Genomic DNA, 21,457 nt, shown 5'->3' on the forward strand with positions numbered 1-21,457 from the left:
CATTCGGCGTGCTCAGGTCGGGAAAAATATTTGATCCGGCCTTGCACGCCGCTTGACGGGGATAACAGTATCTACGTGAACATGAAAAAGCCGCACGGTGCAGAGATGCACCGCGCGGCTTTTTTTGATATGAGGAGCGAACGTAGATCGGATTAGGCGGGGCCGCCGAGGCCGAAGGCCGTAATCCGACTTTCACCCCATTACTTCATGGCTTACTTCTTGGTATAGGTATTCAACCAATCGAGTACCGTGTGATGCCACAGCAGCGAGTTTGCCGGCTTCAGCACCCAGTGGTTTTCGTCCGGGAAGACCAGCAGCTTGCTCGGGATGCCCTGGCGCTGCAGCGCCGTGAAGGTGCCCAGGCCTTGCGCGGTCGGGATGCGGAAGTCCAGGTCGCCCTGGACCACCAGCATCGGCGTCTTCCAGTTTTTCACGAAGTTGACGGGATTGAACTGCTCGTGCTTGGCCGGTGCGTCGTAGTACGGGCCGCCGTTTTCCCATTCCGTGAACCACAGTTCTTCCGTCGCGTAAGCCATGCCGCGGTTGTCGAACACGCCGTCGTGGTTGACCAGGCACTTGAAGCCGTCCGGCCAGTTACCGGCGATCCAGTTCATCATGTAGCCGCCGTACGAGGCGCCCAGCGCGCAGCTGCGCTCGCGGTCCAGCCATGGGAACTTCTTGGTGGCCGCTTCCAGGCCCATCTGCAAGTCGACCAGCGGCTTGCCGCCCCAGTCGCCGCTGATGGAGTCCGTGAACTTCTGGCCATAGCCGGTCGAACCGTGGAAGTCGATGAAGACGGTGGCGTAGCCGGCGCCCGCATACACTTGCGGATTCCAGCGGTAGCTCCAGCTGTTGCCAAAGCTGCCTTGCGGGCCGCCGTGAACGAGGAAAGCGACTGGATACTTTTCGCCGGCCTTGGCATTCCATGGTTTCATGACGTGGCCGTAGACGGTCTCGCCATTCGCGCCGGCGAACGAGAACTGTTCATATTCGCCGAAACGCACGTCGGCCAGGGCTGCCGCGTTCTGTTTCGTCAGCTGCTGCATCGGCGCGTTTTCCGACTTGGCGTCGAGTTTGCGCGTGTACAGCTGCGCGCCCGAGGCCAGGTTGGCCTGCGCCAGCACGATGGTGTTGCCGCGCACGTCGAAGTCGCCCACGGCACCCTTGCCCGTCAGTGCATTGACCTTGCCGCTGGCCGCGTCGATGTGGAACAGACGGTGCTGGCCCACGTCATCGGCGGCGACGAGGAAAGCCTTGCTGTCCGGCGTCCAGCGGAAGTCGGCCACGGAGCGGTCCCAATCGTCGGCCACGGTGCGCTTCTTGCCCGTGGCGACATCCATCAGCACCAAATGAAAACGGTCCGCTTCGAAGCCCGGCTTGGTCATGGCGACATAGGCGAGGGTGCGGCCATCGGGAGAGTAGGTGGCCTTCGCATCCCAGGCAGGATTGTCGGCCGTGAGGTTGCGCGGCGCCTGTCCGCCGGCGGCGGGAATCGTGTAGACGTCGAAGTTGGTCGACCACGATTCCGTGCGGCCGGCCACGCGCACGGAGAAGGCCACCGTCTTGCCGTCCGGGCTGAAGTGGTATTCGCCGTTGTCGCCGAACGGTTTCGATGGCGCGTCGCCGTCGAGGGCGCCGCTCAGGCTGACGGGCGCGGCGCTGACCTTGCCGGTCGAATCGATCGGCGCCGAGTACAGTGCGTTGCGGCGGCCATCGGCCCAGGTATCCCAGTGGCGCACGAACATCTGGTCGTAGACCATGCCGCTTGCCTTGTTCTTGGCTTTTTCATCGAGGCGCTTTTTCGTGCAGGCGATGTCCGCGCAATCGAGGAAGACGCCCATGCTGAAGGCCAGGCGGTCGCCCTGCGGCGACAAGCGGTAGGTGTCCACGTCCAGCGCCAGGTCGGTGACCTTGGCCGCTTCGCCGCCGTTCAGGGGCAGCTGCCACACTTGCGAGGAGCCGGAACGGCCCGAGAGGAAGAAAATGGCGTCGCCGTTCGGCGACCATTGCGGATCGCTGGCGCTGGCATCGCCGCGCGTGAGCTGGCGTGGCGCCGCGTTCGGCGCGCGCAGGTCGATCATCCACAACTGCGTGTTGCCGCGGTTTTTGTCCAGGTTGGTGGTGCGCACCGTGTAGACGACGCGCGTGGCGTCCGGCGACAGCACGGGGCTGCCCACGCGTTCCATGGCCACCATGTCTTCCACGGTGAAACCGCGTGGCGCGGCCAATGCCGGCACGGCGGCAGTGGTGGCCATGGCGGCACTGAATGCTCCCAAGAGCAGCAGACGTAAACTCATTCAAACTCCCGTTTTATATTGCGACGTTATCGATATGGTATTGACGTGGCCGGCTGTACCGCCGGCAGCCCGACATCATAGCAATAAAGACGCGCCTGCTGCGGGAGTTGACCGCCGGTTAGCCGGCCTTTGCTGCCAGTTGGTCGAGCGCCACGTGGCCCAGGAAACCGCCCCGGCTGGTGGCCGGCAAGCCGTCTTCGATGGCGTGGGCAAAGCGGATGCCGGGGTCTTGCTCCAACGCCGCCAGTACGCGCGCCGTGTTCGGGTAATCGGCCGGGCTGGCCAGCTGCAGCGGTTCGGCCCAGCGCGCCGTGGCGGCCAGGTAGGCGTCGGCGATGGTCGGCGCGGCATCGGAGGCGAGCCATGCGCGGCCCTCGAGCAGGCGCTCGAGGTGGGCCAGGCTTTTGTTCACCTTCTCGACAGCCATCTCGCGCCAGACGGCCGCGCGCGCATCGCCGGCGGGCGCACGCGCGGCCTGGAAGGCGGGCATGAAGGCCGCGTGAAACGTCGTGTGCAAAAAGGACAGCACGCTGTTCAGGCGGTCGTAGTCTGGCGTGCCTTGTGCAAAGCCCAGGCCGCTGCTTGGCGCGCGGGCGGCGAGGTGCAGCAGGATCGCCATGCTTTCCAGCAGCGGCGTGCCCGCGTGCGTGAGCAGGGCCGGCGTCTGGCTCAGGGGATTGATGGCGAGAAAGGCCGGATGCTGCTTGCTGGCCGGGTCGCGCGCTTCCACGCGGGCCAAACGATACGGCAGGCCGCTCCATTCGAGGGCGGCGATGGCGGCAAACGAGCAGCCGAACGGCACGCTGTAGATCAGGGTGGTTTCCAAGTCAAAACTCCAAGTTGGGTGAGGGAAGGGCAGTCTAATCGCGATGGTTATTATTTGGAAGAAGGCAGAATAATGTGGTATAGGTACATTTTTTATACCAAGTGGGAAGCGAACCATGAAAGACAATGTTTCCGGCTGCGCCGTGGAAGAGGCCATGCGCTTGCTGGGCGGGCGCTGGCGAGTGGTGTTGCTCAGCTATCTGATGGCGGGGCCGAAGCGCTTCAGCGAAATCCGCCGCGCCGTGCCGAATATCTCGCAGCGCATGCTGACCCTGGACTTGCGCGCGCTGGAAGAAGCGAGATTGCTGACGCGCACGATCTACGCGGAAGTGCCCGTCAAGGTGGAATACCGGCTGACGGACGAAGGCTTGCGCTTGCGCGAATTGGTCGAAATGCTGCGGGCCATCGGCTTGCGCCTGCGCGGACAGGCGGACGCGGGCGGCGCCTTTCTCGCGCCCGATGTCGTGGATAATTCCCTATAGAAACAGCTGTTTTTATGCAAAGTGCTAGACTGCCGGCCTTTGATCACTACTTTTGATACTCATGCGCCTGACTTCCATCGCCCTGACCGCCGCCGCCCTGTTCGCCGCCCTGCCGGCCCATGCCGCCACCATGCCGACACTCGAGCAAATCCACGCCGCCGTGCAGGCAGGCGTCGCCAAGACACAAGCGAAGACGCAGTCGAGCATGCCGTTCGTCATCAAGGTCACCAGCCTGGCCGGCTGCCAGGACTCGCAGGAAGTGCCGGGCGAGGTGGTGTGCCTGGTGGGCATGAGCGCTGGCATGCGCGATGGTTTTAATGTGCTGCCCTTGCGTAACGAGGGCGATACCTGGGTCGGCGTCGAGCGCAAGAACGCCAAGTTCGCGGGGCCGTCGCCGGCCGAGGCGCAAGCGATGATACGCGCGTGGGCCAAGGAAGAAGTGGCGCGCAATCCGGAAGCGGCCAAGGACGTGCAGATGCAGGAAGCGCAAAGCACCATGCAGGTCAAGGCAGTCAACGAATGCGACGTCAAGCGCAAGACGGGCTACCTCGTGTGCGATACGGAATTGAGCGTGCCGAGCCGTCCCGAAGCCATCAAGACGGAACTGACGTTCATGCTCGAGAGCGGCAACTGGCGCTACGTGCCGCGCTAAGCTGCATTCCTCCTCCCATAGCGCCAGCCCCAGTTCGGGGTGCCCGGCGCTGATTTCCCTTCCGCACATCAAGTCTGCGGGCGGCCCATCAGGCCGCCCGCAGGCATATCGCCTCCCGCATCGCATCCTGCAGACAGTGAAGCAAAATCAATATGGATTAATCGATATATTTATTAATTCAATATGCTGCAGCAATGAAGTTGTTATAATTTGTGATTATTTTAGTTATTGTTGTGATTTTGCCATATAAAACAATATATTTGGTTTAATCGTTATTTTTTGGCGTATGATATTGATAATGCGCAAGTAAATGCTGCGATCTGAATGTCTGGAGAACCGCCGTGCTGAAAAAAATAACGAGTAGTGAACTCATGCTGGGAATGTATGTGGAGCGCCTGGGCCGTTCCTGGCTCGACACCCCTTTCTGGATCCGTTCTTTCTTGCTGGAGTCGCCGGCTGACCTGGAGCGTATCCGCACGGCACGCCTGTGCGAAGTGTGGATCGACACGTCGCGCGGGCAGGCACCGCCGCAAGCGGCGTCGTCTGCCGCGCCTGGCGCTCCCGCAGTGCCGCCTGCCGCCGCCCCGCCCGCAGGCAAAACCGGCGCCGCCGCCGATGCTGGCCCGCCCCGCTCGCGCGAGGAGGAACTGGCGCGCGCCTGGCGCCTGATCGAACGCTCGCGCCAGGCCGTGCAGACGATGTTCGACGAGGCACGCATGGGCAAGGCCTTGTCCGCGGCGCAAGCCTACGAACTGGTCGACGATATCGCCGCTTCGGTGCAGCGCGGCGGCGACGTGCTGCTGGGCCTGGCGCGCCTGAAAACCGCCGACAACTACACGTACATGCATTCGGTGGCCGTGTGCGCGCTGATGACGGCGCTGGCCAGGGAACTGGGCCTGGCGCCCGGGCAGGTGCGTTCGGCCGGACTGGCGGGCTTGCTGCACGATATCGGCAAGATGGCCGTGCCGTCCGCCATCCTCAACAAGCCGGGCAGCCTGAGTGAAGCGGAGTTTTCCTCCGTGCGCGCCCATCCGGCCGCCGGCCACCGCATGTTGCAGGAAGTGGGCGAGATCGATCCGGTGGCGCTCGACGTATGCCTGCACCACCATGAAAAACTCGATGGCAGCGGCTATCCGAAGGGCTTGCGGGGCGAGGAAATCAGCCTGTACGCACGCATGGGCGCCATTTGCGACGTGTACGACGCGATCACCTCGAACCGGCCGTACAAGCAGGGCTGGTGCCCGGCCGATTCGCTGCGCCGCATGGCCGCCTGGCGCGGCGGCCACCTGGACGCGCAACTGTTCGCCGCCTTCGTCAAATGCCTGGGCATCTATCCGATGGGCACCCTGGTACGGCTGCAGTCGGAGCGCCTGGCCGTGGTGGTGGGGCAGGCGCCGGGCAAGCCGCTGACCATGCCCACCGTGCGCGTATTTTTTTCCATCCGTTCCGGCACCTGCATCGTCCCGAGCGTCGTCGATCTGGCGGCGCCCGGTTGCCAGGAGCGCATTGTGTCGACGGAAAGCGCGGCCCAGTGGCGCTTGCAGGACATCGACCGTTACTGGGCCGGCGAGCCTGCCGTGGCATGACGAATGACAAGGCCGGAATAAAGTATATTTTATTAACAATAAAATATTAGAATAACAGTGCCAGTGCCGTGTCCGCTTTCCTGCCTGGCGGCCGTTCCTTGTCCGCATACCCGTCACCGTACGGGCTACCCAGAGGATGTGACCATGCGACTCAATCTTCCCGTCAGCGATACCGAAATCAACCTGAGCGATAGCGAGACCATCGTCTCGACTACCGACTTGCAAGGCAATATCACCTATGCCAACCCGTATTTCATCGCCGTCAGCGGTTACAGCGCGGAAGAATTGATCGGTGCGCCGCAAAACATCCTCCGGCATCCGGACATGCCGGTCGAAGCGTTCGCCGATTTCTGGGCCACCATCCGCTCGGGCCGTTCGTGGAGCGGCATGGTGAAAAACCGCTGCAAGAATGGCGATTACTACTGGGTGCTGGCGAACGTCACGCCCGTGGTGGAAGACGGCGTGGCCGTCGGCTACATGTCCGTGCGCACCAAGCCGACGCGTCAGCAGGTGGCGCAGGCGTCCGCCCTGTATGCGCGCATCAGGGCGGGGCAGGCCGATGGCATCGTCATCAGCCAGGGCGCGGCCGTGCGCACGGGCTGGCTGGCCAGGCTGGCGAGCTTGCGCGACCTGCCGCTGGGCAAGCGCATCGGCTGGAATCTGGGCTTGCTGAGCCTGGTATTGCTGCTGCAGCTGGCGTGGAATGCGGGCGTGCTGCCGGCCGGCGCTGGCGGCTGGCTGACGGGCCTGTCCGTGCTGGCCTTGGGCGCGGCCCTGTATTTCTGGCACAGCTTGCACCGCGCCGTGCTGCAGCCGTTGCGGCAGGCGCGCCAGGCCTGCGACGTGATGGCGGGCGGCGACTTGACGGGCGAACTCGACACCACGCGGCGCGATGAGATGGGGCAACTGTTGCGTTCGCTGCGCCAGTTGCGCGTGAACCTGCATTCCATCGTCGGCGACGTGCGCGGCAATTTCCTGCGCATCAGCATGGCCAGCCAGGAAATCGCCGCCGGCAATATGGATTTGTCGGGCCGCACGGAAGCGCAGGCGTCGGCCCTGCAGCAGACGGCGTCGAGCATGGAGCAGCTGGCGGCCACGGTGCAGCAGAACAGCGGCAACGCCGTGCACGCGAGCGACATGGCGGGCAAAGTCCACGGCCTGGCCGGGCGCGGTGGCGAGCTCGTCGGCCAGATGGTGAGCATGATGGCGGACATTAACGCTTCATCGAAGAAGATCGGCGACATTACGGGCATTATCGAAGGCATCGCCTTCCAGACGAATATCCTCGCCCTGAACGCGGCCGTCGAGGCGGCGCGCGCGGGCGACCAGGGACGCGGCTTTGCCGTCGTGGCGGGCGAGGTGCGCACCCTGGCCCAGCGCAGCGCGGCGGCCGCCACGGAAATCAAGCAATTGATCACGGCATCGCTGGCGCAGGTGCAGGCGGGCGCGAAGCTGGCGCAGCAGGCGGGTGCCAGCAGCGCCGAAATGCTGGGCGCCGTGCAGGGCGTGCACGGCATCATGGAAGAGATCGCCTCGGCCTCGCGCGAGCAAAGCCACGGCATCGGCCAGGTCAACATGGCCGTCACGCAGATGGATGAAGTGACGCAGCAGAACGCCGCGCTGGTCGAGGAATCGGCGGCCGCCTCGGCTTCGCTGCAAGACCAGACCTTGCAGCTGGAGCAGGCGATGGCTCTGTTCAAGCTGGAGCGGCGGCGCGGCGGCCAGGCCGCGCCTGTACGCCCACCCGAGCGCCGTCGCGCTACAGCAGGCGCTCTGACAGCGCCTTGAAGGCAACCTCGGGCACGAGAAAGGCAAACGGTGTGGACAGGGGCGGCAACTGCCCCAGCAAGCCGCAGTCGGCGCGCAAGGCCGTCAGCGCTTGCACTTGACCCACATCAACGGGCAAGTCGATTTCACCAAAGACGAGCTTGCCGTTGCGCGGCACGTGCGCGATGGCCGCATCCTGGCAGGCGAGAAAGGCGACGGCGTCGCGCCAGTTGCCGAACAGCGCTTGCCAGTCGGTATCGAGGCCATGCTCCGCCATGATGTCCGCCTGTAAGTCCAGCAGCGGGGCGCTGCCGGCGCCGCTGGCAATGCCGCAGCGGGCCTGCGTGGCCGTCACGTCATGCGTCATGCCGGCGGCCAGGTGCGTCGGCAGGATGTCGCTGAACAGCCGCGTGCCCAGCGCATGGGGCAAGCTGTCCATGATATTTTTCAAGAAATACACGCAGGGCACGGCGGGCGCCCCTGGCGGCGTGTGGTCCAGGTACAAGCGCCAGTTGCTTTGCAGCGGAGACGGCAGCAGACGGCGCAGCGGGCCGAGCAGGGCCGGGCCGAAATGCCCGTGGCGGTAGGTCAGCACGGTAAATGGCGTCTTGCCGCCGCGTTGCCACAGGGTCACGCCAGCGGGCAGCAGTTGCTGCGCGGCGGCGGCGTCGACCAGCCAGCTCACGTAGACCACGTCGCGCACGTCGCTGTGCAGTGTCAGGAAGGGCAGGCGCGACATGACGGCCTGGCGCACCTTGGCAAAGCGCGTGCAATTGGCGAGCGCGGCAAAGAGCCGCCCCGGCCAGCCCGCGCGCGGGTGGCGGTAAGTGTTGTCTTGCAATTGGGAACTTTCGGGGAAAAACGGAGGGGTCACACTCACGCAACAGCGCCCGTCCACATCATCGCGAGCGGCAGCAATGTGTGGCCGAGACGCGCAGCTGTGCTGGAGCACAGCGAGCATCGCAGGCCGCACAGGGCGCCGCGCAGCCGATGTGGGCGGGCGTCACCATTACTGCATGTGCCAGCCGTGACTTACTACTATAGATTGTCCGCTCAGGGCGTTCGACGGGAATGCCGCCAGGAAAACGGCCGTTTGCGCCACGTCTTGCGTGGTGGTGAATTCGCCGTCGATGGTGTCTTTCAGCATCACTTTCTTGATCACGTCTTCTTCGCTGATATTCAGCTGGGCCGCCTGTTCGGGGATTTGCTTGTCGACCAGCGGCGTGCGCACGAAGCCAGGGCAGATGACGTTGGCGCGGATGCCGTCTTTCGCGCCTTCCTTGGCCACGACCTTGGCCAGGCCCAGCAAGCCGTGCTTGGCGGCCACGTAGGCGCTCTTGAACGGCGAGCCTTCGTGCGAGTGCACGGAACCCATGTAGATGATGGCGCCGCCGCGGCCCGCCTTGATCATTTCGCGCATGCAGGCGCGCGTGGTGAGGAAGGCGCCGTCCATGTGAATGGCCAGCATCTTTTTCCATTGCTCGAACGGGTAGTCGACGACGGGGCTGATGATCTGGATGCCCGCATTGCTGATCAGGATATCGATGCCGCCGAAGTGGGCCACGGCATCGGCCACGCCCTGGTCGACCTGCGCTTCGCTCGAGACATCCATGGCGACGGCAAACGCCTGGCCGCCCGACTGCTTGATTTCCTCGGCCGTCTTGCTGGCCGCTTCCAGGACCAGGTCGGCGATGACGACCTTGGCGCCCTGTCTTGCGTATTCGATGGCCATTTCCTTGCCGATGCCACTGGCGGCGCCGGTAATCAGTGCGACTTTGTCTTTGAGTTGCATATTAATCCTTTGCATTGCGGGTTGGAGTGATCGTGGAAAATCTGACTTTGCCAGTATAGCGAGAAAACGGGCTGTGCATGCCCCGCGCACGTCTATGGGGCTTGCTGCCTGTCAAGGATTTCCTGTAGCCGCCAGGCGCCGGGATTGGTGCCCGCCCAGGTGCGAAACGCGTGGTTGAACGCGCTTTGTTCCTGGTAGCCGAGCAGGAAGGCGATGTCGACCAGCGATAAATGGGGCTCGCGCAGATAGTCGCGTGCCAGGCCGTACCGGGCCTGGTCCAGCAGGGCCTGGAAGCTGGTGCCCGCGTCGGCCAGCTTGCGCTGCAAGGTGCGCGGCGTCACGGCGAGGGCGGCGGCAACGGTGGCCAGCCGCGCCGAGCCCTGGCGCAAGCCCGCCACGATGGCCGCCTGCACTTGCGCGTCGATGGCGCCGCCGGTGTCCGTTTCAGCCTCGCGCTGCGCCAGCAATTGTTCCGCATGCCGGCACAGCACGGGGTAGAGGCTGACGTCGGCGTTCGGTACGGGCCAGTCCAGCAATTGCGCGTCGAAAGTGGCCGTGTTGGCACCCGCGCCAAAGGCGGGCAGGCTGCCCAGCACGCGCACGTATTCGTCACGGTGGGCCGCGTGGCGCAGCAGGTCGCCGCCGCCATCGTGGGTGAACGCCAGCCGGGCCGGCGGCAGCGGCATGCCGGCCAGCCAGTCGCCGCTGACACGGATGCCGGCAAAGACGCTGTCGACCAGGTGCCGGCTGGCGCCCGGGTAGTTGCTGGTCCAGCGGTAATGCGCGACGGCGCCATCGCGCAGCAGGGCCGACTGGCCCAGGTCGTGCGCCAGCCGTTCATAGCGGGCCGTCTGTTCCAGCACCTGGCCCACGTTGCTGCAGCTGAGTAAAATCAAGCCGTAGGCGCTGTACGTGCCCATGCGCACCCGCTGGCCCACGTGCAGGCCGAAATGCGCATCGCCCGCCAGCAGCGCGCCCGCATCGAGCAGGCGCACGTAGTCGCGCGCGGCAAGGTTGGGTGCGGACGCTTCCAGGCTGTGCGGCGCCACGCCGGCCGCCTGCGCCAGCGTGGGCGCGGCGATGCCGTGCGCGCCGGCCGTTTCCAGCAGCGGCTGCAGATAGGCGCCGGCGACCCGGCCTTCAGTGCTTGTCATGATGGAACAATGCGATTGTCATGAAAAACCAATACCCTTCGTCTGTGGCGGCATATGCTATTGATCTAGCAAGAAAATCAGGCAAGAACAGTATAGCAAGCCGCCGTGGCGCGCAACTGGCCGAACACAGGGGATGTCGATGCAACGCTGGAATGGCTGGGGAGATGAAAGCATCGTGTATGCGCTGAGCGGGGACGCGCTGGCGTTTCTGCGCGAGCGCCTGGGGCCGGGCAGCGGCATCGTCGATGCCACCTTCGACGACGCCTGCGCGCAAGTACCGGCTTCGCGCCTGGCGCCGCATCCGCTGATCGACACCCAGCCTGCCACGCGCGTGCGCCACGCGCTCGGCCAAAGCCTGCCCGACTGGTTCAAATTGCGCCATGGCCGCATCGGCGCGGTGCCCGATGGCGTGGCCTTTCCCGACAGCGCGCTGCAGGTGCGCCAGCTGCTCGCGTATGCGCGCCAGGCGTGCGTGGCCATCATTCCCCATGGCGGCGGCACCAGCGTGGCCGGGCATCTGACGGTGGCGGCGGGGCCGCGTCCCGTGCTGTCGATCAGCCTGACTCGCCTGTGCGCGCTGGGCCACCTGGACCGCGAGGCGCAGCTGGCCACGTTCGGCGCCGGCGTGTACGGTCCCGACCTGGAAGCGCAGCTGCGCGCGCACGGCTATACCTTGGGACACTATCCGCAGTCGTTCGAGTATTCCACGTTGGGCGGCTGGATCGCCACCCGCTCGTCGGGCCAGCAATCGCTGCGCTATGGCCGCATCGAGCAGCTGTTCGCGGGCGGCGAGGTGGAAACGCCGGCCGGCACCTTGAGCATCCCCACGTTTCCCGCTTCGGCGGCCGGCATCGACCTGCGCGAAATGGTGCTCGGCTCCGAAGGGCGGCTGGGTATCCTGACGCAGGCCACCGTGCGCGTCTCGCCGTTGCCGCCGTATGAAGCGTTCCATGCCGTGTTCTTTGCGCACTGGGGGCAGGCGCAGGCGGCCGTGCGGGCACTGGCCCAGTCGCGCCTGCCCCTGTGCATGCTGCGCCTGTCGAACGCCCTGGAAACGCAAACCATGCTGACCCTGGCCGGGCACAAGAAACTGGTGGGATTATTGGAACGTTATCTGTCGCTGCGCGGCTGCGCGGAAGGCAAGTGCATGCTGATGCTGGGCGTCAGCGGAGAGGAAAAACCGGCGCGCGCGGCCCTGCGCGGCGCCCTGGCGCTGGCGCGGCGGCACGGCGGCGTGCACGTGGGGCGGCACATGGGCGACAAGTGGAAGCAGGGGCGTTTTCGCAACGTCTACCTGCGCAATGGCGCGTGGGAGCACGGCTATGTGATCGACACGGTGGAAACGGCCGTCGACTGGCCCCGCGTGGCCCCGATGATGGCGGCGCTGGAGCAGGCGGGCGCCAATGCGCTGGCCGCGCATGGCGAGCAGGTGCACGCGTACACGCATCTGTCGCACGTGTATGCACAGGGCGCCAGCGTCTACACCACCTATGTGTATCGCTTGGCGTCCACGTATGAAGACAACATGGCGCGCTGGCGCAGCCTGAAAGACGCGGCCGGCGCCGCCATCGTCGCCAACGGCGGCACCATCAGCCACCAGCACGGCGTGGGCACGGACCACGCGCCTTGGCTGGCGGCGGAAAAGGGCGAGCTGGGCATCGCCGCCATGCGCGCGCTGCTGCGCCAGTTCGACCCGCAGGGCATGATGAACCCGGGCAAACTGCTGCCTGACGCGGGAGGCGGATTGTGAACAGGGAGGATTTGCCCGGGCTCTTGGCGCGCGAATGGGACGTGCTGATCGTTGGCGGCGGCATCACGGGCGCCGGCATCTTGCTCGAAGCGGCGCGGCGCGGCTTGACGGCGCTGCTGGTGGAGCAGCGCGATTTCGCCTGGGGAACGTCGAGCCGCTCCTCGAAGCTCGTGCATGGAGGCTTGCGCTACCTGAAACAGGGCCAGTTCGCGCTGACGCGCGAGTCGGTGCACGAGCGGTTAGCCTTGCTGACGGATGCGGCGGGGCTGGTCGAGCCGCAAGGCTTTGCCTTTGGCGATTACACGGGCAGGAAGCCGGGCCGGCGCCAGTTCATGCTGGGCCTGGCCATCTACGACGTGATGGCGGGGCGGCGCGCGCGCCGCTATGTCGACGCGGCGGATTTTGCCATGCTGGCGCCGCATGTCAACCGCGAGGGGCTGCGGGGCGGCATGCTGTACCAGGACGCGAAGACGGACGATGCGCGCCTGGTGTTGCGCGTGCTGCAGGAAGCGCGCCGCCATGGCGGCGTGGCCGTCAATTACCTGGGCGTGGCGTCCTTGCTGCGCGACGGTGGCAAGGTCGCCGGCGCCACCTTGCACGATGCGCTCGATGGCAGGGTAGTCACCGTGCGTGCGCGCCTGGTGATCAGCGCCACGGGCGCCTGGGCCGACGCCTTGCGCGGGCAGGTCGGAGAAACGCCGAAACTGCGGCCCCTGCGCGGCAGCCATTTGCTGCTGCCCGCCTGGCGTTTGCCGCTGGCGCAAGCCGTCAGCCTGATGCACCCGCGCGACGGTCGCCCCGTGTTTGCGTATCCGTGGGAGGGCGTGACCCTGGTGGGCACCACCGATGTCGACCACGGCGCCAGCCTGGACGTGGAGCCGGCTATCACGCGCGGCGAACTCGATTATCTGCTGGCCGCCTTGCAGTGGCAGTTCCCGCAGCTGGCGCTGGGCGAGGGCGATGTGCTGGCCACGTTTGCCGGCGTGCGTCCCGTGATCGGCAGCGGCCAGCTTGACCCGTCGAAGGAAGCGCGCGAACATGCGCTATGGCTGGAAAACGGCTTGCTGACGGTGGCGGGCGGCAAGCTGACGACGTTCCGCGTGATCGCCCTCGATGCATTGCGCCGTGCCGCGCCGCTGCTGCCGGGCTGGCAGGCGGATCTGCGGCCCTTGCCGATTTTCGACACGACGCCGCCCTTGTCGGGCAAGGCCCTGGCGCTCGATGGCGAGCAGCGCGAACGGCTGCTGGGCCGTCATGGCGCGGCCGCGCAAGCGCTGTGCGATGCGGCGCAGGACGGCGAACTGGCGCCGATTCCCGGCACGCAGACCCTGTGGGCGCAGCTGCGCTGGGGCGCGCGCAACGAGGACGTGCAGCACCTGGACGACTTGCTGCTGCGGCGCACGCGCCTCGGTTTGCAGCTGGCCGGCGGCGCGCTTGCTATCATGCCGCGCCTGCGCGCCATCTGCCAGCGTGAACTGGGCTGGGACGACGCGCGCTGGGCAGAAGAGCAGCAGCGCTACCTGGCCCTGTGGCGCCGCCATTACAGCGTGCCGCAGGGCGAATGAAACAACCATAAAAATAAGGAGAGCATTATCGAGACCATCCTGTTTGGCCAGTCCCTGGAACTGGGCGACGCGCGCATCACCTACGACAGCCTGTCGCCGCTGGACTTGCGCCAGAGCGTGGACGTCCTCGTCGACGACCTGGGCGAAGACCTGCTGCAAATCACGTGCGCGAATGGCGACATCGTCGACGTGGGCTGGTATCCGGCGTGGAGCGAACAGGGGCGCTTGCGCGTGGTGGCAGTGCGCGGCCAGGTTTGGGAAGCGCCTGTCTTCAGCGCGCTGCCTGACAAGGATCCGCAAGCGCTGCTGCAGGCGCTGCGCGCCGCGCTGGCCAGCCTGGACTGAGGCCATGGCGACCGAGTCCGGACCCGGGCCGTACATTCTCGCCATCGACAATGGCACGCAAAGCGTGCGCGCGCTGCTGTTCGACCGGGATGGCAATCTGGCGGCGAAGGCGCAAGTGTTCCTCGAAGCGTATTACTCCGATCACCCCGGCTGGGCCGAGCATGACGCCGACGGCTATTGGCAAGCCGTGTGCGCAGCGTGCCAGCAGCTGTGGCGCGGCACGGACATCAGTAAATCCTCGGTGGCCGGCGTGGCCGTGACGACGCAGCGCGGCACGGTCGTCAACGTGGATGAAGAGGGCCAGCCCTTGCGGCCCGCCATCACCTGGCTGGACCAGCGCAGCACGCGCGAGATCCCCCAGTTGGCGCCATGGTGGCGCGCCGCCTTCCGCGCCACGCGCCTCGATGGCACGATCGCCTATTTTCGCCGCGAGGCCGAGATCAACTGGATCAGCGCGCACCAGCCCGACATCTGGCGCCGCACGCACAAATTCCTGCTGCTGTCGGGCTTTTTGAACCACCGCCTTTGCGGGCGCTACGTCGATTCGACGGGCTCGCAAGTGGCGTACATCCCGTTCGACTACAAGCGCCACGCCTGGGCCGGGCGCTTCGACTGGAAGTGGCAGGCGCTGGCGATTCAACGCTCGATGCTGCCGGAACTGGTGGCGCCGGGCACGCGCATGGGCGCCATCACGGGATCGGCGGCCGCGGCGACGGGTATTCCCGAGGGTACCCCTCTGCTGGCGGCGGCGGCCGACAAGGCTTGCGAAGTGCTGGGCGCCGGCTGCGTCGAACCGCACGTGGCCTGTCTGAGCTACGGCACCACGGCCACCATCAACACGACCAACCGCAAATACGTGGAAGTGACGCGCTTCATTCCGCCGTATCCGGCCGCCATGCCGGGCGCCTACAGCACGGAAGTGCAGATCTTCCGCGGCTACTGGATGGTCAACTGGTTCAAGGAGCAGTTCGGCGACCGCGAACGGGCGGCGGCGGCCGAAGATGGCACGGGCTTGTCCGCCGAGGCGCTGTTCGACCGCCTGGTCGACGCCGTGCCGCCCGGCTCCATGGGCCTGATGCTGCAGCCGTACTGGAGTCCCGGCATCAAGGTGCCGGGGCCGGAAGCGAAGGGCGCCATGATCGGCTTTGGCGACGTGCACACGCGCGCGCACATCTACCGCGCCATTCTCGAAGGCCTCGCGTATGCGCTGCGCGAAGGCAAGGAGCGCATCGAGCGGCGCAGCGGCATTGCGATCACGGAGCTGCGCATCGCGGGCGGCGGTTCGCAAAGCGACGCCGCCATGCAGCTGACGGCCGACATCTTCGGCTTGCCGGCCGCGCGCGCCCACGTGTATGAAAGTTCGGGCCTGGGCGCGGCCATCGCCGCCGGCGTGGGCCTGGGCTGGCACGCGGATTTCCCCGCCGCCGTGCTGGCGATGACGCGCAGGGGCAAGGTCTTCCAGCCCCATCCCGAGCACCGCAAGATCTATGAGCAGCTGTACCGGCGCGTGTACCAGAAAATGTATGCGCGGCTGCAACCGCTGTACCGCGAGATCGCCGACATCACCGGCTATCCGGAATAGCTGGTCATTAAATCGTATTGCGAATCATTCGCATCTAGTATATGATGTGTTCCGCATTTCACTTAGACAACTTATCCCGGTGACTGCAGTGCGCCGCCGGCCATGCGCCGGCGGCGTGTCCGCGCGGGCAGAGTTCCGCCGCAACGCTTCCTTCAACGCCGCCGCTTGATCGTGCACCGCTGTCCTCTGCCCCTGCATTTTTTCATTCCACAAGCATCGAGCAGCAAGCAAACCCAGGCAAGGATAGCGATGAAGAGCAGCAGCAAACAACGATTGACCCCGCTGGCCGCCGCGCTGGCGCTGGCATTGGGTGGCGCGCACGGCCATGCGTGGGCGGCGGCGATGGCCGACAAGGCCGAGAAGGCCGATGCCGTGCAGATGCCGGCCATCAGCGTGTTCGGCGACGCCATCAGCGCTGGCACGGCCGGACGTTCGTATATCAACAGCGCCGACATCGAACGCCAGCAGGCCGACAATGTCGCGTCCCTGCTCGACACCTTGCCCGGCGTGGACCTGGCCGGCACGGCCCGTCCCAGCGGCCAGAGCCTCAATATCTGGGGCTTCAATAAAGTGCAGGACGTGAAAGTCATCCTTGATGGCGTGCCCAAGGGTTTCGAGAAATACCGCCAGGGTTCCATCTTCATCGAGCCGGAATTGATCAAGCAGATCGAAGTGAACAAGGGCGCGCATACGAGCTTGTATGGCAATGGCGGCTTCGGCGGCGTCATCACGGTCGAGACCAAGGATGCGCAGGACTTGCTGGAAGGCGGCGAAAAAGCGGGCGCCATGCTCAAGTACTCGCGCCATTCGAACAATGGAGAAAACGACGCCACCGTGGCCGTTTACGGCCGCACGGAAGACGGCCGTTTCGATGCGATGGCCTTTACGACGCAGCGCAAGTCCGACGATTTGCGCAAACCCGATGGCAAGCCATTCCGCTTTTCCGCCATCGACGCGCCATCGAGCCTGGCCAAGCTGAATATCCGGCTGACGCCGGAGCAGCTCTTGACCCTGACGGCGATGAAGAGCGGCAGCTCGGGCTGGGGCCCGTTCGCCGCCATGGGCGAGGACGTGCCCACGCCGACCGAGGCGGAAATCAAAAAATACGGACTGGAAGAGGCGTGGCAGCGCAAGGCCGTGTACCGCGACCAGGACGACGATACCTATTCCGTGAAGTGGCAGTACGCGCCGCAGAACAACCGATGGATCAAGCTGACGGCCAGCGCCGGCTATTCGCACACGGACCAGCATGACAAGCGCCTGCCCTCCGCTTCGCTCGGTTCCTACCTGGGGTCCCTGGGCAACGAGAGCTGGGCCTCGTACGTGGACCGCATCGCCGAGGTGCGCAACGAAAGCGTATTTAGCACGGGTGCCGTGTCGCACGTGCTGCTGACGGGTCTGCAATGGCACAAGAACGTGCGCGACACTCTGATGTACTACCCGTCGTCGACGGCGCTGAAGGACCCCAGCTACAACTATGGCTATTTCCAGCCCTATTACATGCCGGCCGGGCGCCAGGAAACCACGGGCCTGTATCTGCAGGATGCGATGACGTATGGCGACGTGACGGTGACGGCGGCCCTGCGCCACGACAGAGTCGTTTCCGAGGGCGTGCCGAACAAGGCGTCGCGCTACAACAGCCCGCTGGCGGCGGCTGGCCACGACTTCAGCGAAAAGGCGCACGAAGACTGGTCGCCCCGCCTGGGTCTGTTCTGGAAGGCGTCCGCCAGCGTGGCGCTGTTCGGCGACTTGAGCCGCACCTGGCGCGCGCCAACGATCGACGAGATGTATTCGAATGAATACTATGTATCGGCCAGGCAGGGCTCATCGACGCCGGGCACCAGCCGCGACCTGGCCGTCGAGCGCGTGACGGCCGTGCGCACGGGCGTCATGCTGCACCGGCAAAACGTGTTCATGGAACGCGACGACGTGCAGCTGCGCCTGACGGCGTACCGGAACCGCGTCAGCGACAATATCGGCCCGCGCCTGGGCATCCTGATCGAAGGCTATGTGCCGGGATCGGGCAAGGTGCCGCCGGCCCTGTCGTCCTACCGCAACCTGGCCGGTTTCCGCACGCAGGGCGTGGAGGTCGAGTCCTATTACAATTCGCCGCGCCTGTTTGCCAGCGCCTCGCTGTCGAAGCAGCGCGGCACGCGCACCGGTTCACAGCGCGACCCGTGGGGCCAGGACGAAGCCGTGTCGACCATCGCGCCCGATAAATTGATGGCGGGCCTGGGCTGGCGCATGTCCGACCTGGGCGCCAGCATCGGCTGGCAGGGCCGCTTCGTGGCGAAGCAGGAGCGCGTCCTGCCGGTGGGGAATGTGTACCGCTTGCCGCCATCGAAAGGCTATGCGCTGCATACCGTGTTTGCGTCGTGGAATGGCAGGCAAGGCATGTGGCGCGGCACGGAAGTGCGGCTGACGGTTGATAATGTCTTCAACCGCAATTACATGCCGTACCTGAGCGAAGCGGTCACCGGCGTGGGGCGCAATGCGAAATTGAGCGTGTCGAGAAAATTCTGATTACTTCTGAAAATGGCGGGCCTGAGACGCGGGCCTGAGAAAATGCCGATGGCGGCGTCGCAGCTTCCTTGCCGTACATGCGTACTGTCTGCGTCGCTGCGCCTTGCCCTCGACATTTTTCAGGCCCGCTTGGCCCGGAGTGCCTTTTTTTGTGACTTGGGCCTACTCCCGGTCCATTGCATGTTCCGTTGAACTTCCAACTTCAAACGTCAACGTAAAACGATCGCCTTGACCGTTTCCCAGGCCGTGCTGCCCGAGTGCGTGGCGCGGACCTGGTTGCGGCCCGCTTCCTTGGCCACGTACAGGGCGCGGTCGGCGGCGACGAACAGGGCTTCGCGGTCGTCCAGCTGGTGCGGGCGGATGGTGGCCACGCCGATGCTGACGGTGATCCATGGCGACGTGCTTGAGCGCGGGTGCGGCAGTTGCAGCGCTTCGATGCCGGCGCGGATGGCTTCGGCCAGGTGCAGGGCGCTGTCGGCATCCGTGTCGGCGAACAGCAGCACGAATTCCTCGCCGCCGTAGCGGGCCGCCAGGTCGCCGGAGCGGCTGGCGTGGGCGGCGATCGCTTGCGCCACCTGCTGCAGGCAGATGTCGCCGGCCGGGTGGCCCAGGCTGTCGTTGTACAGCTTGAAGTGGTCGACGTCGAGCACCACCAGCGACAGGGCGCCGCCTCCGCGCACGGCGCGCTGCCATTCTTTTTCAAGGAAGCTGTCGAAATGCCGGCGGTTGGCGATTTGCGTCAGAGGGTCGAGATAGGCGGCGCGCTGCAGCGCGTCTTCCGACTGCTTGTGGTGCGTGATGTCGTGCAGCAGGCCGATATACAGGGGCTGGCGCAGATACATGGGCGTCAGGGTCAGGTCCATGCTCAGCGCCGCGCCGTTGCGGTGGCGGATCGCCACTTCGCGCGTGCCGTGGTTGTGCGCCTTTTCCGGATTGGCCGCGTGCATGGCGAAGTAATCGAGGTATTCCTGCGTCACGAGGGGGCTGAGCAGCTCGCCGATGAAGCGCCCGGCCAGTTCGTTTTCGCGGTAGCCCAGGTACTGGTCGCAGGCCGGGTTGGTGTACTGGATGCGGCCATCGGCCTCGATGATCAGCAAGCCCTCGGCCATGTTGTTGACGATGGTGCGCAGGCGCTCGGCCTGCTCCTGCTGGGTTTCATTGTTGCTGCGGATTTTCAGCTGGGCGCGCACGCGCGCGCACACTTCGGCCATGCGCAGCGGCTTGCTGATGTAATCGACGGCGCCGCAGTCGAGACCGGCCACCACGTCTTCCGTTTCCGTCTTGGCGCTCATGAAAATGACGGGGATGCGCTGCGTCAGCGGATGCTGCTTGAGGCGGCGGCACGTTTCGATGCCGTCCATGTCCGGCATCAGCACGTCGAGCAGGATCAGGTCGGGCTGGGCGCGCTGGGCGATCGCCAGCGCCCGCTGGCCGGACGTGGCGACATAGGTTTGATAACCCTGTTCGCTCATCAGCTTGCGCAGCAGCTCAAGGTTGGCCGGCGCATCGTCGACAATCAAAATGGCGGCTTCATGCCGCTGGGAATGCTCCACACTGCCTGGACTCATTGCTTCCGGCCTTCTCGATGTACTCTGCGCTGCCTGCGTTTGCTGCATATTCGGTGATGTTGACCGGGTTCAAATCTGATACAGCGGTCAAATCATACCGCCTCGCCATTTTTTTGGGTGAAAAAATCGATGTTGCGCGAGCAATGAAAGTATTATTTTTATGATATTTTTAAAAATAAATACACGCAATTGCTATCATGAAAGCGGTTTTTAGGCGGAAAAGACGCGTGCCCCTGGTGCAGGGGCAGCGGGGGACACGCCCCGCGTCAGGCGGGGCGTGGAGAGTGCAATTACATTTTTGCGGCGATCAGTTTGCCCAGGATGGCGATGCCCTCGCGGATGCGTTCCGGCGGCACCGTCACGAACGACAGGCGCAGGGTGTGCGTGTCCGGCGTGTTGGCGTAAAACGGCGCGCCCGGCACGAATGCCACTTTATTGGCGATGGCTTCGTCGAGCAGTTTCATCGCGTCGATGTGTTTCGGCAGGGTGACCCAGATGAACATGCCGCCTTCCGGCTTCGTCCACGTGACGCCGGCCGGGAAGTGTTCTTCCAGCGCCGACAGCATGGCCTGGCACTGGTTGCCATACAGGCTGCGGATGCTGGGAATATGCCGGTCCAGGAAGCCATCCTTGATCACTTCATGCACGACCATCTGCGTCAGCTGCGAGGTGTGCAGGTCGGCCGCCTGCTTGGCCAGTTCCAGACGGCGCACGAGCGGCATCGGCGCCACCACGTAGCCGAGGCGGATGCCGGGCGTGAGCACTTTCGAGAACGAGCCCATGTAGATGACGCCGTCCGGATTCATGTTGATCATCTTCGGATACGGCTCGCCGCTGTAGCTGAGGGCGCCGTACGGATCATCCTCGATCAGCGGCAGGCCGTGGCGGGCGCAGGTTTCCACCAGTTCCACGCGGCGCGCCACGGACAGGCTGCGGCCCGTCGGGTTCTGGAAGTTCGGCAGCGCGTACAGCAGGCGCGCGCCATCGGCGACGGGGTTGATCGACGACGGCACCAGGCCTTCGTCATCGGTATCGACGGAAACGAATTCGGGACGGTAGACGGAAAACGCCTGCAGGGCGCCCAGGTAGCTGGGGGTTTCCACCAATACCTTGCTGCCTTCGTCGATCAGGACCTTGCCCAGCAAGTCCAGCGCCTGCTGCGAGCCGGACGTCATCAGCACTTGCTCGGGCAGGATGGTGCTGCCATTGCTGGACAGCGAGTCGGCGATCCACTGGCGCAGCGGCAGGTAGCCGTCGGTGGGGCCGTATTGCAGGGCCACCTTGCCATTGTTCGACAGGACCTTGTCGAAGGCGGTCTTCATTTCGTCCACGGGGAAGGTGGCGGGCGAGGGCAGGCCGCCGGCAAACGAGATGATCTCGGGACGCTGCGTGATCTTCAGGATTTCGCGGATGAACGAGCTTTGCAGCTGTTCCGCGCGTTCGGCAAAGCGCCATTGGATCGGATTCGGATTTTCAATTTTCATACGAGTCTCACGGAAGATGCCGAGCTGCGCCGGCTGGATTTGTTGGCCCGCTTGTGGCGGTGCGTTCGCAAGCGGCGCCGGATAG

General features: G+C 65.1%; 16 protein-coding genes. 9 read left to right on the forward strand and 7 right to left on the reverse strand.

Going from position 1 to position 21,457, the window contains the following annotated elements; translation table 11 throughout:
- Window positions 1–212 precede the first annotated feature (212 nt).
- Complete coding sequence (locus IGS55_RS26380; protein WP_442908217.1) at window positions 213–2,297, reverse strand: prolyl oligopeptidase family serine peptidase; 2,085 nt, start codon at window positions 2,295–2,297, stop codon at window positions 213–215.
- Between the two features lie 118 nt (window positions 2,298–2,415).
- The gene (locus IGS55_RS26385; protein WP_230519199.1) at window positions 2,416–3,123 is read right to left on the reverse strand and encodes a glutathione S-transferase family protein; all 708 of its coding nucleotides are present in this window, start codon (window positions 3,121–3,123) and stop codon (window positions 2,416–2,418) included.
- Window positions 3,124–3,238: 115 nt separating this feature from the next.
- Here IGS55_RS26385 and IGS55_RS26390 point away from each other — a divergent pair, with 115 nt between their 5' ends.
- The 4 genes from IGS55_RS26390 to IGS55_RS26405 all read left to right on the forward strand — a co-directional run bounded on the left by IGS55_RS26390 (window position 3,239) and on the right by IGS55_RS26405 (window position 7,630).
- On the forward strand, window positions 3,239–3,604 hold the full coding sequence (locus tag IGS55_RS26390) for a winged helix-turn-helix transcriptional regulator (protein ID WP_230519200.1): 366 nt from the start codon (window positions 3,239–3,241) through the stop codon (window positions 3,602–3,604).
- A gap of 61 nt (window positions 3,605–3,665) precedes the next feature.
- Window positions 3,666–4,256, forward strand: a complete 591-nt coding sequence (locus IGS55_RS26395; RefSeq protein ID WP_230519201.1) for a hypothetical protein — start codon at window positions 3,666–3,668, stop codon at window positions 4,254–4,256.
- Window positions 4,257–4,597: 341 nt separating this feature from the next.
- Complete coding sequence (locus IGS55_RS26400) at window positions 4,598–5,842, forward strand: HD-GYP domain-containing protein (protein WP_230519202.1); 1,245 nt, start codon at window positions 4,598–4,600, stop codon at window positions 5,840–5,842.
- Between the two features lie 144 nt (window positions 5,843–5,986).
- The gene (locus IGS55_RS26405; protein ID WP_230519203.1) at window positions 5,987–7,630 is read left to right on the forward strand and encodes a methyl-accepting chemotaxis protein; all 1,644 of its coding nucleotides are present in this window, start codon (window positions 5,987–5,989) and stop codon (window positions 7,628–7,630) included.
- Here IGS55_RS26405 and IGS55_RS26410 read toward each other — a convergent pair.
- The 3 genes from IGS55_RS26410 to IGS55_RS26420 all read right to left on the reverse strand — a co-directional run bounded on the left by IGS55_RS26410 (window position 7,602) and on the right by IGS55_RS26420 (window position 10,555).
- Window positions 7,602–8,489: a DUF2071 domain-containing protein gene (locus IGS55_RS26410; protein ID WP_230519204.1), complete on the reverse strand. Its 888-nt coding sequence runs from the start codon at window positions 8,487–8,489 to the stop codon at window positions 7,602–7,604. The genes IGS55_RS26405 and IGS55_RS26410 overlap by 29 nt on opposite strands.
- A 129-nt stretch (window positions 8,490–8,618) precedes the next feature.
- Window positions 8,619–9,401, reverse strand: coding sequence for a 3-hydroxybutyrate dehydrogenase (locus tag IGS55_RS26415; RefSeq protein WP_230519205.1), 783 nt, complete (start codon window positions 9,399–9,401; stop codon window positions 8,619–8,621).
- A 92-nt stretch (window positions 9,402–9,493) separates the two neighbouring features.
- Window positions 9,494–10,555, reverse strand: coding sequence for an AraC family transcriptional regulator (locus tag IGS55_RS26420; protein WP_230519206.1), 1,062 nt, complete (start codon window positions 10,553–10,555; stop codon window positions 9,494–9,496).
- Window positions 10,556–10,694: 139 nt separating this feature from the next.
- Between IGS55_RS26420 and IGS55_RS26425 the strand changes: the two genes are divergently transcribed.
- The 5 genes from IGS55_RS26425 (at window position 10,695) to IGS55_RS26445 (ending at window position 18,320) form a co-directional block, all read left to right on the forward strand.
- Window positions 10,695–12,305 (forward strand): FAD-binding oxidoreductase, encoded by a 1,611-nt coding sequence (locus tag IGS55_RS26425; RefSeq protein WP_230519207.1) that lies wholly within the window; start codon window positions 10,695–10,697, stop codon window positions 12,303–12,305.
- 11 nt (window positions 12,306–12,316) lie between these two features.
- Window positions 12,317–13,870, forward strand: coding sequence for a glycerol-3-phosphate dehydrogenase/oxidase (locus IGS55_RS26430; protein WP_230519208.1), 1,554 nt, complete (start codon window positions 12,317–12,319; stop codon window positions 13,868–13,870).
- A 117-nt stretch (window positions 13,871–13,987) separates the two neighbouring features.
- Entirely contained in the window at window positions 13,988–14,215 is a 228-nt protein-coding gene (locus IGS55_RS26435; RefSeq protein ID WP_230519209.1) for a hypothetical protein, read from the forward strand.
- Window positions 14,216–14,219: 4 nt separating this feature from the next.
- Window positions 14,220–15,797 carry an FGGY-family carbohydrate kinase gene (locus tag IGS55_RS26440; protein WP_230519210.1) on the forward strand — a complete coding sequence of 526 codons (1,578 nt, stop codon included), beginning with the start codon at window positions 14,220–14,222 and terminating at the stop codon, window positions 15,795–15,797.
- A 249-nt stretch (window positions 15,798–16,046) separates the two neighbouring features.
- The gene (locus IGS55_RS26445; RefSeq protein ID WP_230519211.1) at window positions 16,047–18,320 is read left to right on the forward strand and encodes a TonB-dependent hemoglobin/transferrin/lactoferrin family receptor; all 2,274 of its coding nucleotides are present in this window, start codon (window positions 16,047–16,049) and stop codon (window positions 18,318–18,320) included.
- A gap of 209 nt (window positions 18,321–18,529) precedes the next feature.
- Here the strand turns inward: IGS55_RS26445 and IGS55_RS26450 are convergent, their stop codons facing one another.
- Both IGS55_RS26450 and IGS55_RS26455 read right to left on the reverse strand, forming a co-directional pair.
- Entirely contained in the window at window positions 18,530–19,888 is a 1,359-nt protein-coding gene (locus tag IGS55_RS26450) for a diguanylate cyclase (protein WP_230519212.1), read from the reverse strand.
- A 290-nt stretch (window positions 19,889–20,178) separates the two neighbouring features.
- Window positions 20,179–21,372 carry an aminotransferase-like domain-containing protein gene (locus IGS55_RS26455; protein ID WP_230519213.1) on the reverse strand — a complete coding sequence of 398 codons (1,194 nt, stop codon included), beginning with the start codon at window positions 21,370–21,372 and terminating at the stop codon, window positions 20,179–20,181.
- Window positions 21,373–21,457: the final 85 nt, after the last annotated feature.

Source organism: Janthinobacterium sp. EB271-G4-3-2, assembly GCF_020858035.1.
Classification (GTDB): domain Bacteria; phylum Pseudomonadota; class Gammaproteobacteria; order Burkholderiales; family Burkholderiaceae_D; genus Janthinobacterium; species Janthinobacterium aestuarii.

What these genes read in the sequence shown, in the direction of transcription:
- IGS55_RS26395 (WP_230519201.1), top strand. Translation starts at nt 3,666, where the DNA reads ATGCGCCTGACTTCCATCGCCCTGACCGCCGCCGCCCTGTTCGCCGCC.
- IGS55_RS26445 (WP_230519211.1), top strand. Translation starts at nt 16,047, where the DNA reads ATGAAGAGCAGCAGCAAACAACGATTGACCCCGCTGGCCGCCGCGCTG.
- IGS55_RS26415 (WP_230519205.1), bottom strand. Translation starts at nt 9,401, where the DNA reads ATGCAACTCAAAGACAAAGTCGCACTGATTACCGGCGCCGCCAGTGGC.
- IGS55_RS26455 (WP_230519213.1), bottom strand. Translation starts at nt 21,372, where the DNA reads ATGAAAATTGAAAATCCGAATCCGATCCAATGGCGCTTTGCCGAACGC.
- IGS55_RS26440 (WP_230519210.1), top strand. Translation starts at nt 14,220, where the DNA reads ATGGCGACCGAGTCCGGACCCGGGCCGTACATTCTCGCCATCGACAAT.
- IGS55_RS26380 (WP_442908217.1), bottom strand. Translation starts at nt 2,297, where the DNA reads ATGAGTTTACGTCTGCTGCTCTTGGGAGCATTCAGTGCCGCCATGGCC.
- IGS55_RS26420 (WP_230519206.1), bottom strand. Translation starts at nt 10,555, where the DNA reads ATGACAAGCACTGAAGGCCGGGTCGCCGGCGCCTATCTGCAGCCGCTG.
- IGS55_RS26405 (WP_230519203.1), top strand. Translation starts at nt 5,987, where the DNA reads ATGCGACTCAATCTTCCCGTCAGCGATACCGAAATCAACCTGAGCGAT.
- IGS55_RS26425 (WP_230519207.1), top strand. Translation starts at nt 10,695, where the DNA reads ATGCAACGCTGGAATGGCTGGGGAGATGAAAGCATCGTGTATGCGCTG.
- IGS55_RS26390 (WP_230519200.1), top strand. Translation starts at nt 3,239, where the DNA reads ATGAAAGACAATGTTTCCGGCTGCGCCGTGGAAGAGGCCATGCGCTTG.
- IGS55_RS26450 (WP_230519212.1), bottom strand. Translation starts at nt 19,888, where the DNA reads ATGAGTCCAGGCAGTGTGGAGCATTCCCAGCGGCATGAAGCCGCCATT.